Origin of the sequence: Rhizobium sp. FKL33, assembly GCF_005222915.1 — a bacterium.
Classification (GTDB): domain Bacteria; phylum Pseudomonadota; class Alphaproteobacteria; order Rhizobiales; family Rhizobiaceae; genus Rhizobium_E.
In genome coordinates, this window is sequence record NZ_STFX01000031.1 from 23,287 (window position 1) to 37,700 (window position 14,414).

General features: G+C 62.8%; 12 protein-coding genes. 9 read left to right on the forward strand and 3 right to left on the reverse strand.

Annotated elements, in window-relative coordinates:
- Nucleotides 1-38: 38 nt before the first annotated feature.
- Nucleotides 39-671: an alpha-ketoglutarate-dependent dioxygenase AlkB gene (locus E8Q41_RS18225; RefSeq protein ID WP_137156982.1), complete on the reverse strand. Its 633-nt coding sequence runs from the start codon at nt 669-671 to the stop codon at nt 39-41.
- 1,094 nt (nt 672-1,765) lie between these two features.
- Between E8Q41_RS18225 and E8Q41_RS18230 the strand changes: the two genes are divergently transcribed.
- Nucleotides 1,766-2,122, forward strand: coding sequence for a VanZ family protein (locus E8Q41_RS18230; protein ID WP_246660241.1), 357 nt, complete (start codon nt 1,766-1,768; stop codon nt 2,120-2,122).
- A gap of 6 nt (nt 2,123-2,128) precedes the next feature.
- Here the strand turns inward: E8Q41_RS18230 and arfB are convergent, their stop codons facing one another.
- Nucleotides 2,129-2,563 (reverse strand): alternative ribosome rescue aminoacyl-tRNA hydrolase ArfB, encoded by a 435-nt coding sequence (gene arfB / locus E8Q41_RS18235; protein WP_137156983.1) that lies wholly within the window; start codon nt 2,561-2,563, stop codon nt 2,129-2,131.
- Nucleotides 2,564-2,690: 127 nt separating this feature from the next.
- A complete protein-coding gene (locus tag E8Q41_RS18240; protein WP_137156984.1) occupies nt 2,691-4,301 on the reverse strand; it encodes a phosphoenolpyruvate carboxykinase in 1,611 nt (536 codons plus the stop codon).
- A gap of 302 nt (nt 4,302-4,603) precedes the next feature.
- On the opposite strand from E8Q41_RS18240, the gene E8Q41_RS18245 reads away from it, so the two are divergent.
- From E8Q41_RS18245 to tsaE, 8 genes are all read left to right on the forward strand, one after another.
- Nucleotides 4,604-5,338, forward strand: coding sequence for a response regulator transcription factor (locus tag E8Q41_RS18245; protein WP_137156985.1), 735 nt, complete (start codon nt 4,604-4,606; stop codon nt 5,336-5,338).
- Nucleotides 5,339-5,404: 66 nt separating this feature from the next.
- On the forward strand, nt 5,405-7,195 hold the full coding sequence (locus E8Q41_RS18250) for a sensor histidine kinase (RefSeq protein WP_137156986.1): 1,791 nt from the start codon (nt 5,405-5,407) through the stop codon (nt 7,193-7,195).
- Nucleotides 7,192-7,677 (forward strand): HPr kinase/phosphatase C-terminal domain-containing protein, encoded by a 486-nt coding sequence (locus tag E8Q41_RS18255; protein ID WP_137156987.1) that lies wholly within the window; start codon nt 7,192-7,194, stop codon nt 7,675-7,677. The genes E8Q41_RS18250 and E8Q41_RS18255 overlap by 4 nt, the downstream gene beginning before the upstream one ends.
- A gap of 116 nt (nt 7,678-7,793) precedes the next feature.
- Nucleotides 7,794-8,195 (forward strand): PTS sugar transporter subunit IIA, encoded by a 402-nt coding sequence (locus E8Q41_RS18260; RefSeq protein ID WP_137156988.1) that lies wholly within the window; start codon nt 7,794-7,796, stop codon nt 8,193-8,195.
- Between the two features lie 18 nt (nt 8,196-8,213).
- A complete protein-coding gene (locus E8Q41_RS18265) occupies nt 8,214-8,483 on the forward strand; it encodes an HPr family phosphocarrier protein (protein WP_137156989.1) in 270 nt (89 codons plus the stop codon).
- Nucleotides 8,484-8,647: 164 nt separating this feature from the next.
- Nucleotides 8,648-10,048, forward strand: coding sequence for an adenosylhomocysteinase (gene ahcY / locus E8Q41_RS18270; protein ID WP_137156990.1), 1,401 nt, complete (start codon nt 8,648-8,650; stop codon nt 10,046-10,048).
- Between the two features lie 329 nt (nt 10,049-10,377).
- Entirely contained in the window at nt 10,378-12,900 is a 2,523-nt protein-coding gene (locus tag E8Q41_RS18275) for a PAS domain-containing sensor histidine kinase (protein WP_137156991.1), read from the forward strand.
- Complete coding sequence (tsaE, locus tag E8Q41_RS18280) at nt 12,897-14,414, forward strand: tRNA (adenosine(37)-N6)-threonylcarbamoyltransferase complex ATPase subunit type 1 TsaE (RefSeq protein WP_137156992.1); 1,518 nt, start codon at nt 12,897-12,899, stop codon at nt 14,412-14,414. Before E8Q41_RS18275 ends, tsaE begins: the two co-directional genes overlap by 4 nt.

Here is a 14,414-nt window from a genome sequence, read left to right on the forward strand (position 1 = left end):
GGTTTCGGCAACGCCAATCCAGGCCTGTCAGCCCCCGACTATCCATTTCCCTCACCCCGCCAGGGCGTCACCCGCCTCAAGGTAAGATTGATACGGCCTTCCCGTTTCAGAAGCGTTGACGTACCGCGATAGAGACGGTCGACGCCGTGAAAGGCCAGGCGGCTTTCGCCGCCGATCAGCACGAGATCGCCGCTGTCGAGACGAAAGGACACGGTGCGATCCTCACGGCGGAGACCGCCGACCCTGAAGAGGCAGGCGTCGCCGAGCGAAACCGACAGGACAGGCGCGGCGAGATCCTGTTCGTCGCGGTCCTGATGCAGGCCCATCTTGGCCTCAGGTCCATAATAATTGACGAGACAGGCTTCTGGCGGACCTTCAAAGCCCGACATGTCCCGCCAGAGATCGAGGAGCAAAGCGGGAATGGCAGGCCAGGGACGGCCGGTGACGGGATGAACGGGCTGATAGCGATAGCCGCGCTCCTTGTCGGTCACCCAGCCGAGCGGGCCGCAATTGGTCATGCGCACGCTCATGGGCTTGCCCGTGCGGGGCATTTCGGGGGTGAACAGCGGGGCCTCGGCGACGACCAGCCTGATCGCCTCGACGAGGTCTTCCTGCGCGCTTCGGGACAGAAAGCCGGGAATATGGCGAATGCCTTTGGGCAGAACGAGCATCAGAATCACTCTCCTTGCAGCGATGATACGCGGCTTCGATGTATGGAGGCCATAAGACGCGCCAAATCGCTCCGCCGCTTTTGATCGCCCGGAGTTGTCCGTCATTGTCTCGCTTCGCCCATGAGGGCTCGGCCGGGGCGCGAAGAACGCCTCGTTAAGTTAGTTTAATATGACGCTCGTCGCGCCCCGCATTCGGCGGTTTGTGCCTCGAACTTGACGCTCGTCGCCGCAGGTCGAGCCTGCGGGTAATCCGCCTCTAAAGCGGGCCTTACTATGACGTCCCTTGCGAGACGCCACTCTGGGGGACGCTTTCACGCCCAGGTCCCCAGTGTTCGGGGGTCGTCGTTTCTCGAAGCCCCGGAGAAAGAGGGTTCACGTCGTCCCTCTTCCCCCAGCGCCGGCCCCATCTCGCCGCGACGCCTCGCGGTGTAGCCGATGATGGGACAATTGAGAGGATAAGCGGCAGGGGATGGTGGGGGATGAAAAAATTTCGGGAGGGTGATTTTTTAAGAAAGACCCTCCCCAACCCCTCCCACAAGGGGAGGGGCTTAACCCGGGGTTGACACTGACGTCCCACAGTTCTGCCTAGCGGAGGAGAGGTGAATTGCGGCTGGAGGGTGCGGCAGCATAAGCCCCTCCCCCTTGTGGGGAGGGGTTGGGGAGGGGCTTACCTCCGCTACGTCGTCATCCTCGGCCTTGTGTCGAGGATCTGAGCCAGCGAGCAAAATCAAAGCGTTGCAGATGCTCGGGACAAGCCCGAGCATGACGGCCGAGAGGGTTTTGTTCCATATGCGGTTGACGGCGTGCGCGGCCCCTCATCTGGCTGCCGCCACCTTCTCCCCGCGCATGCGGGGAAATGTCCCGGCAGGGGGATTAGGGGCGGAGCAAGACGTCAACCGAATAGGACTCGGCCATCCGCCGTTATCTTCGGCCCTGTGCCGAGGATCCGGTCTACCGAGCAAAATCAAAGCGTTGCAGATGCTCGAGACAGGCCAGAGCAGGATGGCGGAGAGGTTTTTGCCGCGGAAAATTGCCGATGCGTCGTCCTTATGTGCATTGCACAATGCCGCCGCAATCAGTTGTATGATGGAATTATGACAGATCGTATTGCCAAATTCCTCGCCTGGGCCGCGCTGGCCGTGATCATTTTCGTGACCGTGTCGCCGATCGGGCTCAGGCCGCATGATTTCGGGCCGGTGAATTTTGATCGCGGACTGGCGTTTGCCGGTTTGAGCGCGCTGTTCGTGCTTGCTTATCCCAAAGCCTGGGCGCCGACGCTGGCTGTGCTGGTGATTGCGGCCTTCGGGATCGAAGCGCTGCAGGAGCTTTCGCCGAGCCGGCATGCGCGGCTGGACGACGCGGTGGTGAAAGCGGCGGGCGCGGTGATCGGGGCGCCGATCGGCTATGCGACGGCCTGGATGATGCAGCGCATGCGCAACGCGCGGGCGTGACGGGCGTCAATCCGAATCGATCTTGCCCCTACCCTTCTTGACTTCTGAACGACCGGCCTTGGCCTTGAGGCGGCGCTCGATCGAGCCTTTGGTGGGGCGGGTCTTGCGGCGCGGCGGCGGAGGGGGCTGGTTGGCCTCCAGGATAAGCGCCTTCAGGCGTTCGCGCGCCTCCTCGCGGTTGCGATCCTGCGAGCGATAGGCGTCGACGAAAATCACCACCTCTCCCTCCTTGGTCAGCTTGCGGCCGAAGACGCGGCGAGCATTGGCCTTGACGCGGTCGGGCAGTGACGGCGAGTTCAGGAGGTTGAGGCGGAGTTCGACGGCGGTGGCGACCTTGTTGACATTCTGCCCGCCCGGACCGGACGCGAGGACGAAGCTCTCCGTCAGCTCCCAGCCGGCGATCACGATCCGGTCATCGATGTAAAGCGGGTCGGCGGCCATGGTTCGAAGTCTCCTGGCCCCGCTTTGCCATGAGCGGCGTGCCCAGACAAGCAAAACCCGGCGGAGGGACGCCGCCGGGCCTGCCTGGTGAAAGTAATCTCGCCCGTTTCACGTGAATCCGAACCGATTATTCCGCGGCCAGACGAATGCCGGGGGCGGCGTCGCGCACCGAGCCGTCGACATGGTTTTCGAACTTGGCGAAATTGGCGACGAACATGTCGACCAGCTTCTGCGCCTGGGCGTCATAGGCGGCGCCGTCGATCCAGGTGGAGCGGGGATCGAGGATCTTGGTCGGCACGCCTTCGACCGCCACCGGCACTTCGAAACCGAAATTGGCGTCGCGGCGGAAGATGGCGTCGTTGAGTTTGCCCGAAAGCGCCGCCGTCAGCAGCGCGCGCGTCGCCTTGATCGGCATGCGCGAGCCCTGACCATAGGCGCCGCCGGTCCAGCCGGTATTGACCAGCCAGCAGGTGACACCGTGGCGGGCGATCAGCTCCTTGAGCAGATTGCCGTATTCGGTCGGGTGACGCGGCATGAAGGGCGCGCCGAAGCAGGTCGAGAAGGTCGCTTCCGGCTCGGTGACGCCCTTTTCGGTGCCGGCGACCTTGGCGGTGTAGCCCGACAGAAAGTGGTACATGGCCTGATCCGGCGTCAGACGCGCGATCGGCGGCATCACGCCGAAGGCGTCCGCGGTGAGCATGATGATGGTGCGCGGATGGCCGCCGAGACCGGTGTCCGACGCATTCGGAATGAAATGCAGCGGATAGGCGCAACGGGTGTTTTCGGTGAGCGAGGCGTCGTTGAAATCCGGAAGGCGGTTTTCATCGAGCGGCACGTTTTCCAGCACCGTGCCGAAACGTTCGGTCGTGGCGTAGATTTCCGGCTCGGCCTCGCGCGACAGGCGGATGGTCTTGGCGTAGCAACCGCCTTCGAAATTGAAGACGCCGTTTTCGCCCCAGCCATGTTCGTCGTCGCCGATCAGCGTGCGGTTGGGATCGGCCGACAGCGTGGTCTTGCCGGTGCCGGACAGGCCGAAGAACACGGCGGTGTCGCCCTCCGGACCCATATTGGCCGAGCAGTGCATGGGCATGACGCCCTTTTCCGGCAGCAGGTGATTGAGCACGGTGAAGACCGACTTCTTCATTTCGCCGGCATAGGACGTACCGCCGATCAGCACGAGACCGTTGGTCAGGTCGCAGGCGATGACGGTTTCCGAGCGGCAACCATGGCGCGCCGGATCCGCCTTGAAATCGGGCAGATCGATGATCGTCAGCTTCGGAACGAAGGCGTCGAGCGCCGCCCGCTGCGGACGGATCAGCAGATTGCGGATGAACAGCGAATGCCAGGCGAGCTGGGTGACGATCCGGGTCGGCAGGGCGTTTTCAGCATCGGCGCCGCCGATCAGATCCTGGACATAAAGCGATTTGCCGGCGCCGAAAGCCAGCATGTCGGCTTTCAGCACAGCGAAATGCTCCGGCGACATCGGCTTGTTGTTGTCCCACCAGATCTTGTCATGGGTGGAGGCGTCGTCGACGACGAACTTGTCCTTGGCGGAACGGCCGGTGTGCTGACCGGTCAGCGCCCGAAGCGCGCCATGGGCGGTGAGCACCGCTTCGCCGTTGCGCAGCGCATCCTCATAGAGTTCGGGCTCGGAATAGTTATACCGGACGGAAACGACGCCTTCAAAACCCAGCGCGCTAAGACGATTATCCGGATTGGTTGTTCCGAGCTCTTGCATGACGATGTCCTTTCCCAGTGAGACAGAGCGTTGATGGACGGGACATAGACATAAATGTTTTAAAGGCACAAGCGAAATTACCGCGAATAAACCAATAGGATCAATGCATTAATCGATTTAAAAAAATGTCATACTATTTAAATCGTTTTAAAAATGACCTAAATCGGTTCGCAGAACAGCCTGCCGAACTACACCTTCTCGTAGAAAACAGACCTTGAAAAAGGCTTTGCCACAATTTGTTCCACCTTTATACTCATGAGAGGCAGAGCCGCCACAATTGGCGCCTGCAACCGGAGACTTTCATGGCGACAATCGCGCTGGTCGACGACGACCGCAACATCCTCACCTCGGTGTCCATCGCGCTCGAAGCGGAAGGGTATAAAGTCGAGACCTATACCGACGGCGCATCGGCGCTCGACGGCCTGTTGCAGCGCCCGCCGCATCTGGCGATCTTCGACATCAAGATGCCGCGCATGGACGGCATGGAGCTGTTGCGCCGCCTCCGGCAGAAGTCGGACATTCCGGTGATCTTCCTGACCTCCAAGGACGAGGAGATCGACGAGCTGTTCGGCCTCAAGATGGGCGCGGACGATTTCATCACCAAGCCGTTTTCGCAGCGCCTGCTGGTGGAGCGCGTCAAAGCGGTGTTGCGCCGCGTGGCGAGCCGGGAAGCGGCAGCCGCCGCCGGCCCCGCAACGCCCGCCAAGCCGGGCGCCGTCCAGACCAAGTCGCTCGATCGCGGGCTTCTTTCTATGGACCAGGAGCGCCACACCTGCACCTGGAAAGGCCTGCCGGTGACGCTGACGGTGACCGAATTCCTGATCCTGCATGCGCTGGCGCTGCGCCCAGGCGTGGTGAAGAGCCGCGACGCGCTGATGGACGCCGCCTATGACGAGCAGGTCTATGTCGACGACCGCACCATCGACAGCCACATCAAGCGACTGCGCAAGAAGTTCAAGGCGGTCGACGACGATTTCGACATGATCGAAACGCTGTATGGCGTCGGCTACCGTTTCCGCGAAACCGCCGGCGCCTGAGCTTGCGGCCATGGCCGAATGCTGGCATAGCGCGGCCGAACGGCAAGGCGGCGGGAAGAGCAAGCGATGACCGCTGAGGACATCGGCAGCAAAAAGACGGATGCGCAGGCGGCGGCCAAGCCCCGCCAGCGCAAGCGGCTGCGCCTGTCGCGCCCGTTTCTCTATCTGCGCAAGCTGCTCGGGCATGCGGTCTTCTCCTCGCTCACCCGGCAGATCCTGTTCTTCAATCTGGTGGCGCTGGTGGTGCTGGTGGGGGGCATCCTCTATCTCAACCAGTTCCGCGAAGGGCTGATCGACGCCAAGGTCGAAAGCCTGCTGACCCAGGGCGAAATCATCTCGGCGGCGATCTCGGCCTCGGCCCAGGTCGACACCAATTCGATCACCATCGATCCGGAAAAGCTGCTCGAATTGCAGGCCGGGCAATCGATCACCCCGGTTCCGAACGACGAGGATCTCGAATTCCCGATCGATCCCGAGCGGGTGGCGCCGGTGTTGCGGCGGCTGATCTCGCCGACCCATACGCGGGCGCGCATCTTCGATCCGGACGCCAATCTCATCCTCGATTCGCGCTTTCTCTATTCGCGCGGCCAGGTGCTGCGCTTCGATCTCGCCCCGGTTGAGGACGAATCGCCAGTGCTCTCGGATCGATTCGCCTCCTGGATCAACCGAATGCTTCAGCCGTCGAACCTGCCGGTCTATAAAGAGAGCCCCGGCGGCGACGGCATGATCTATCCGGAGGTCAAGAACGCGCTGACCGGCGTGCGCGGCGCAGTGGTGCGCGTGACCGAAAAAGGCGAGCTGATCGTCTCCGTCGCAGTGCCGGTGCAGCGCTTCCGCGCCGTGGTCGGCGTCCTGCTGCTCTCCACCCAGGCCGGCGACATCGACCAGATCGTCCATAGCGAGCGGCTGGCCATCATGCGGGTGTTCGGCGTGGCGACCATGGTCAATGTCATCCTGTCGCTGCTGTTGTCCTCGACCATCGCCAACCCACTGCGGCGCCTGTCGGCGGCGGCGATCCGTGTCCGGCGCGGGGTGAAATCGCGCGAGGAAATCCCCGACTTCTCCTTCCGCCAGGACGAGATCGGCAATCTCTCGGCCGCCATCCGCGACATGACCAATTCGCTCTATGACCGCATCGCCGCGATCGAGAGTTTCGCCGCCGATGTCAGCCACGAGCTCAAGAACCCGCTGACCTCGCTCCGAAGCGCGGTCGAGACGCTGCCGCTCGCCAAGAGCGACGACTCCAAGAAGCGGCTGATGGACATTATCCAGCACGACGTGCGGCGGCTCGACCGTTTGATCTCGGATATTTCCGACGCCTCGCGGCTGGACGCCGAACTGGCCCGCGCCGATTCGAAACCCGTCGATCTCGTCAAGCTGCTGGAAAGCCTCGTCGACATCTCGCGCCAGGTGCGCGCCAAGGGCAAGCAGGTCGACATAGGGTTGGACGTCGATCTCAAAAGCGCCGGCAAGGGCAAGTTCAGCGTCACCGGCCATGAATTGCGGCTCGGCCAGATCATCACCAATCTCGTCGAGAACGCCCGCTCCTTCGTGCCGGACGAAGGCGGGCGCATCACCGTGAAGATGCGCAAGGCGGGCGGCGACTGCGTGATCCTGGTCGAGGACAACGGGCCGGGGATCGAGGCGGAGAATATCGACCGGATCTTCGAACGCTTCTACACCGACAGGCCCGGCGCCGAAGCTTTCGGGCAGAACTCCGGTCTCGGCCTGTCGATCAGCCGGCAGATCGCCGAGGCGCATGGCGGCACGCTGACGGCGGAGAATATTCTCGACGGGACGGGCGAGCGGATCGGCGCGCGCTTCATCCTCACACTGCCCGAAAAGGGCCAGTCATGAGCGGCGAGCTCGTCCACGCCACATCGCTGGTGGTCGGGACGACGGGAATCCTGATCGTCGGCGCTTCGGGCTCCGGCAAGAGCGCGCTCGCGCTCCGGCTGATCGAAGGCGCGGCGCTCAGGGGCCGTTTTGCCCGGCTCGTCAGCGACGATCAGACCAGGCTCACGCGGATTCACGGACGATTGATCGCAAGCGGCGCGCCCGTGATCCATGGGCTGATCGAATCGCGCGGCGCGGGTCTCCTTCAAATCGAAGCGCTCGATGAGGCGGTGATGGACATCGCGCTCGAGCCCGTCATGGTGAGCGCAGAAAACCGAATTCCTGCGGAAAACCGCCGCTGGACGAGCCCCGGCGGGCTGAGCTTGCCGCTCTTCTCGCTCGATCGCGCGATTTCGGATCCTTTTGCGGTGCTGATGCGTCTGATCGGCACAACAGCCCCGACGCGGGACGCGACATCCGCGCGGGATTGTCTCAAATCGTAATTTGGGGCTTGAACTTCCGGCTTTCCTTGCCATGATGGCGCGCTGACGGTGGACGGACGCGGGATTATTCGGTAACAGCACCGCCCTACGATCCACGATTAGGAGCTGTACCGAGTATGATCGGACTGGTGCTTGTGACGCATGGCCGCTTGGCGGAAGAATTCCGCGCAGCGCTGGAACATGTGGTCGGCCCCCAAAAAGCCCTCGCGACGATCTGCATCGGACCCGAAGACGATATGGATCTGCGCCGGCAGGACATCATGGACGCGGTCACCGGAAATGACGACGGCCATGGCGTCATCATCCTCACCGACATGTTCGGCGGCACGCCCTCCAATCTCTCGATCTCGGCCATGGCGCGCGGCAATACCGAAGTGATCGCCGGCATGAACCTGCCGATGCTGATCAAGCTCGCCGGCGTGCGCGCCGAAAACAACATGCAGAAAGCGCTGGTGGAAGCATCCGACGCCGGCCGAAAATACATCTATGTCGCCAGCCGCGTGCTGAACGGCAAATAAGGGCGATCCGGGGGGAGAATGCTCGAACGCGAAATTCTGATCATCAACAAACGCGGCCTGCATGCGCGCGCCTCGGCGAAATTCGTGCAGACCGTGGAGGGCTTCGACGCCGAGATCCGCGTCAGCAAGGACGGCATGACCGTCGGCGGGACCTCGATCATGGGCCTGATGATGCTGGCGGCGGGGCCCGGCTCCACCATCCACGTGACCGCGAGCGGCGCGCAGGCCGACGAGGCGCTGGCGACGCTCGAAGCGCTGATCGCCGACAAATTCGGCGAAGAAATGTGACGAAGCGCTAACCACGGCTTCATAAACATATAAAGATTTGTTTATGTCATTCTTGCCTTGCGGAGCGACGGGTGCTACACCACGCGCCATGCAATCCTGGGCGCGCGCCGCGTGACCCGGCCGCCCGAGCGCGGCATGTCCCTCACTCATCTGGAGACGCAAGAATGACCGCCAAGCAAGACTATCTGGTCGCCGATTACGGGCTCGCCGATTTCGGCCGCAAGGAAATCTCGATCGCCGAAACCGAAATGCCGGGCCTGATGGCCGCGCGCGCCGAATATGGCCAGAGCAAGCCGCTGAAAGGCGCCCGCATCAGCGGTTCGCTTCATATGACGATCCAGACCGCCGTGCTGATCGAAACGCTGGTGGCGCTCGGCGCCGACGTCCGCTGGGCCTCGTGCAACATCTTCTCCACCCAGGACCATGCCGCCGCCGCAATCGCCGCCGCCGGCATTCCGGTGTTCGCCGTCAAGGGGGAGACGCTGGAAGAATACTGGACCTATACCGACCAGATCTTCCAATGGGCCGATGGCGGCCTGTCCAACATGATCCTCGATGATGGCGGCGACGCCACCATGTATATCCTGCTCGGCGCCCGCGCCGAAGCCGGCGAGGACGTGCTGTCGCTGCCGGGCTCGGAAGAAGAAGAAATCCTGTTCGCCCAGATCAAGAAGCGCCTCGCCGCTTCGCCGGGCTGGTTCACCAAACAGCGTGACGCTATCAAGGGCGTGACGGAAGAAACCACCACGGGCGTGCATCGCCTGTATCAGCTGGCTGAAAAGGGCCTCCTGCCCTTCCCGGCCATCAATGTGAACGATTCCGTCACCAAGTCGAAGTTCGACAACAAATATGGCTGCAAGGAATCGCTGGTCGACGGCATTCGCCGCGGCACAGACGTGATGATGGCCGGCAAGGTGGCCGTGGTCTGCGGTTACGGCGATGTCGGCAAGGGTTCGGCCGCCTCGCTCTCCGGCGCCGGCGCCCGCGTCAAGGTTACCGAAATCGACCCGATCTGCGCGCTGCAGGCGGCGATGGACGGCTTCGAAGTCGTCAAGCTCGAAGACGTCGTCTCCACCGCCGACATCTTCATCACCGCGACCGGCAACAAGGACGTCATCCGCATCGAGCATATGCGCGAGATGAAGGACATGGCGATCGTCGGCAATATCGGCCATTTCGACAATGAAATTCAGGTCGCGGCGCTGCGCAACCTGCGCTGGACCAACATCAAGCCGCAGGTCGACATGATCGAGTTCCCGAAGGGCAACCGCATGATCCTGCTGTCGGAAGGCCGTCTGCTCAATCTCGGCAACGCCACCGGCCACCCCTCCTTCGTGATGAGCGCCTCGTTCACCAACCAGGTTCTCGGCCAGATCGAGCTGTTCAACAACAAGGGCCAGTACGAGAATCAGGTCTATGTGCTGCCCAAACACCTGGACGAGAAAGTCGCGCGTTTGCACCTCGACAAGCTCGGCGTAAGGCTCACGGAGCTTTCCGACGAGCAGGCAGGCTATATCAGCGTCGAAAAGAACGGTCCGTTCAAGGCCGAACACTACCGCTATTGATAAGACGCCGTTAACCATACAAGATCTAGAAGCCGCGCGGCGAAAATGCCGCGCGGCTTCTTTTTTGGCCAAATCTATTTGCGAGCAAACTGCAAGATAGTATTGTTTTTGAACATGATTCGAATGTCACGGTACGGCTGGTCGAGCGGCGGCGAACCGAAACGTGACGGAAACGGCGCTTTGCGGCGGGCGTTTTCCATCATGGGTCCCGAATGACTCAGGGGTCGATCCGCCACGCATGCGCGGCGGAACACACGATCCAATTGGATCGGGCTCGATGCGGAGCTCCATGACAATGACGGAACAGGGTACGGGGACTGGTCTAGATCATGATGGAATATGACAGGCTATTCGAGCGCGAGCCGGAAGCCGGGAGCAATCCCGACGCGGGCAAAAAGCGCATGCGGCTGAGCACAAGAAGCCTTCTCTATTCCGCGACCAGTCTGTTTCCGGCGGCGGCGCAAGCGGCGGATGCCCCGGGCCACGCCTTCACCAGCGGTCATGTCGTGGCGCTCTCCTCCGTCGGCGGGCTGGTCTCGGCGCTGCTGATTGGAGCCTTCACGCTTCTCCGGCGCAAGACCGCCGTCGAGAACGAGAACCGCCAGATCAAATCTGCGCTTTCCGACGCCCATGGCAAGATTTCGCGCTATGAGGCGCTGATCGCCGACAAGAACCGGCGCATCGTGATCTGGGACGGCCTGACCGGCCAGGCGGAAGTGCTCGGCGAATTGCCGATCGAAACCGGCGCGCCGCGCGACGACCGGGATTTCCTCGCCTTCGGCCGCTGGCTGAAACCGCGTTCGGCCGGCGAACTGGAACGCGCCGTCGAAGCGCTGCGCGGCGGCGCGACGAGCTTCGACATCGTGGTCGAAACCAACCGCGACGAAGTGATCGAAGCTCAGGGCCGCGTGTCCGGCGGCCGGGCTTTCGTGCGCTTCCTCGCGCTCAACAATCTGCGCGCCGAACTCGCCGAACTGCAGATCGAGCGCGAACGGCTGCAAAGCTCGATCCGCTCCTTCCAGACGCTGCTCGACGCCGTGGACATGCCGAGCTGGCAGCGCGACAAGACCGGCGCTTTGACCTGGGTGAACGAAGCCTATGGCGAAGCCGTGGCCGCCCCATCGCCCGAAGCCGCCGTGCGCGAGAGCCGCGAATTGCTGGAAACGGTGACCCGCGAGAAGATCAAGGCGACCGCCACGCATGACAATCCGTTCCGCGACAAGGTCGCGACCATCGTCAATGGCAACCGCACCTTCTACGACGTGGTGGATGTGCGCAGCCGCGAGGGCTCGGCCGGCATCGCCGTCGACGTTTCCCGCTCGGAAGCGGCGCGCGACGAACTCCGCCGCACCATCAAGAGCCATGCCGAGACGCTGGACATGCTGGCGACGCCGGTGGCGATCTTCGACGAGCGGCAGAAGCTGCAATATTACAATCAGGCTTTCCGCCAGCTGTGGAATCTCGACATTCCCTTCCTCGAATCGACGCCCGACCATGCCGAGCTCCTCGACCGGCTGCGGGCGGCGGGCCGCCTGCCGGAACAGCTGAACTGGAAGGCCTGGAAGGACACGATCCTGTCGGTCTACCGGGCCATCGATCCGCATACCGATCTCTGGCACATGCCGAACGGCCAGACGCTGCGCGTCTTCGCCACGGCCCGGCCGCAGGGCGGCGCGACCTGGGTGTTCGAGAACCTCACCGAACAGGTGGATCTCGAAACCCGCTACAACACGCTTCTCAAGGTGCAGGGCGAAACGATCGACCATCTCGCCGAAGGCGTGGCGGTGTTCGCCCCCGATGGACGCATCACGCTGTCGAACCCGGCCTTCCGGGCGCTGTGGAACATCACCAGCGAGGAAGCGGCGCCGGGCACGCATATCAAGGACATCGAGAAAGCCTGCCTGCCCTCCTACGACCAGGCGGACGGCTGGAAGAATTTCAGCCGCATCATCACCAGCTTCAACGACCAGCGCATGCAGGCGGCGGGCAAGATCGAGCTAAAGACCGGTCTCGTGCTCGACTATGCCGTCATTCCGCTGCCCAACGCTCAGACCATGCTGACCTTCGTCAACGTCACCGCCAGCGAACTGGCGGAACGGGCGCTGAAGGAAAAGAACGAAGCGCTGCACAAGGCCGACGAGCTCAAGAACGCTTTCGTCCAGCACGTCTCCTATGAGTTGCGCTCGCCGCTCACCAACATCATCGGCTTTACGGATCTGTTGCGCACGCAGGGCATGGATCCGCTGACGTCGCGCCAGGCCGAATATCTCGACCACATCTCCAACTCCTCCTCGGTGCTCTTGACGCTGGTCAACGACATTCTCGACCTCGCCACCGTCGATGCCGGGATCATGGAGTTGCATTACGAAGCGGTGACGGTGAATGACCTGCTCGACGAAGTGGCCCTGCAGGTGGCGCACAAGCTGCAGGAAAACCAGGTGACGCTGAAGATCACCGCCGATCACGATCTCGGCGTCGTCTATGCCGATCATCAGCGCCTCAAGCAGATCTTCATCAAGCTTCTGACCAACGCCGCCAATTTCGCCCCCGAGCGGAGCTCGATCGGACTGAAATGCTGGCGGGACGGCGAGGACTTCCTGTTCACCGTCAGCGATCCCGGCCCCGGCATGAGCGCGGAAGCGGTGGAGAAGATCTTCAACCGCTTCGAATCCAGCAACAATGGCGGACGCAAATCCGGCGCGGGCCTCGGCCTCGCCATCGTCGACAGTTTCGTCAGCCTGCATCACGGCCGCATCGCCGTCGACAGCGCGCCCGGCGCGGGAACGCGCATCACCTGCCGGATTCCGGCTGGCATGGCGACGGCGGCGCGGCTCGACAAGGTCGCTCTATGACGTCATCCATCAGCCTGTTCCTGCCCGATGAAGCCGCAACCCGGCGGCTCGGCGAAGACCTTGCCTTGACCGTGAAGCCCGGCGACTGCCTGGCGCTAACGGGCGATCTCGGCGCCGGCAAGAGCGCGCTCAGCCGCGCGCTGATCCGCGCGGTCGCCGATGACGACGAGCTGGAAGCGCCGAGCCCGACTTTCACGCTGGTGCAGAGCTACGAACTCCGCTTTCCCATCCATCACTTCGACCTCTACCGTCTCGGCGACGAGAGCGAACTGGACGAACTCGGCCTCGACGAAGCGCTCGCCGATGGCGTGGCGCTGATCGAATGGCCCGACCGCGCCGGCGCGCGCCTGCCGAAGGACGCGATCCGCATCGCCATTTCCCACGAAAGCGACGGGCGGCGGCTGACGATCGAAACCAGCAATGAGCGATTCGCCACGCGTCTCGAGCGCGTGCTGGCCATCCGGCATTTTCTCGAAGACCAGCGCGGCGAAGTGGTCCGCCGCCGCTTCCTGACCGGCGATTCCTCCTTCCGCGCCTATGAGCGGGTGACGACGCCCAGCGGCGAAGAATTGGTGCTGATGGATGCGCCCCGGCGCTCCAACGGTCCGCCGATCCGCGACGGCAAGCCCTATTCGCAGCTCGTGCATCTGGCCGAGGATGTGAAGCCCTTCGTGGCGGTGGCGCGCTATCTGCGCTCGCTCGGCGTCTCGGCGCCGGAGATCTTTGGCGCCGATATGGACGCAGGCCTGCTGCTGATCGAGGATCTCGGCTCGCAAGGCGTGCTCGACGACAAAGGCCGGCCGATCCCGGAACGCTATGTCGAAGCGGTCAAGCTGCTGGCGGATTACCACCGGCATCCGACGCCCGAACGGCTGGAGATCCAAGCCGGCGAATGGCATCAGCTGCCTGAATTTTCACGTGAAACACTGAAATTCGAAGCCGAGGTGCTGATCGACTGGCATATTCCCTGGCGGCGGGGAACTGCAGTCGACGAGTCCGAGAAATCAGACTATCTCGCCATCTGGGACCATCTGATCGATGAGCTGGCCACAGTCGAAAGGCGGCTGGCGCTGCGCGACTACCATTCGCCCAATCTTCTGTGGTTGCCGGAAAGGGCGGGTTTCCAGCGCATCGGCGTGATCGATTTCCAGGACGCCATTATCGGGCCGTCCGCTTACGACGTCGTGTCGCTCGCTCAGGACGCGCGGGTGACGGTGAAACGGCCGCTGATGGAAAAGCTGATCGAGACCTATATGGACGATCGCGCCGCCCAAGGCGGTTTCGACCGCGACAGTTTCCTCAAGGCCTTCGCCATCATGTCGGCGCAGCGCGCTTGCCGGCTGAACGGGCTCTGGGTGCGGCTCCTGAAGCGCGACGGCATGCCCCATTATATGCGGCATATGCCGCGCACGCTCTGGCATCTGTCCATGGCGCTCGAACATCCTGTCTGCGCCCCCTTGCGCGACTGGATCAGGAAGGCTGGAATCCCCGTAGCCGAATCACCCGAAGATTGA

Coding starts and splice junctions, on each gene's coding strand:
- E8Q41_RS18225 (WP_137156982.1), bottom strand. CDS start 671: ATGCTCGTTCTGCCCAAAGGCATTCGCCATATTCCCGGCTTTCTGTCC.
- E8Q41_RS18230 (WP_246660241.1), top strand. CDS start 1,766: ATGACAGATCGTATTGCCAAATTCCTCGCCTGGGCCGCGCTGGCCGTG.
- arfB (WP_137156983.1), bottom strand. CDS start 2,563: ATGGCCGCCGACCCGCTTTACATCGATGACCGGATCGTGATCGCCGGC.
- E8Q41_RS18240 (WP_137156984.1), bottom strand. CDS start 4,301: ATGCAAGAGCTCGGAACAACCAATCCGGATAATCGTCTTAGCGCGCTG.
- E8Q41_RS18245 (WP_137156985.1), top strand. CDS start 4,604: ATGGCGACAATCGCGCTGGTCGACGACGACCGCAACATCCTCACCTCG.
- E8Q41_RS18250 (WP_137156986.1), top strand. CDS start 5,405: ATGACCGCTGAGGACATCGGCAGCAAAAAGACGGATGCGCAGGCGGCG.
- E8Q41_RS18255 (WP_137156987.1), top strand. CDS start 7,192: ATGAGCGGCGAGCTCGTCCACGCCACATCGCTGGTGGTCGGGACGACG.
- E8Q41_RS18260 (WP_137156988.1), top strand. CDS start 7,794: ATGATCGGACTGGTGCTTGTGACGCATGGCCGCTTGGCGGAAGAATTC.
- E8Q41_RS18265 (WP_137156989.1), top strand. CDS start 8,214: ATGCTCGAACGCGAAATTCTGATCATCAACAAACGCGGCCTGCATGCG.
- ahcY (WP_137156990.1), top strand. CDS start 8,648: ATGACCGCCAAGCAAGACTATCTGGTCGCCGATTACGGGCTCGCCGAT.
- E8Q41_RS18275 (WP_137156991.1), top strand. CDS start 10,378: ATGATGGAATATGACAGGCTATTCGAGCGCGAGCCGGAAGCCGGGAGC.
- tsaE (WP_137156992.1), top strand. CDS start 12,897: ATGACGTCATCCATCAGCCTGTTCCTGCCCGATGAAGCCGCAACCCGG.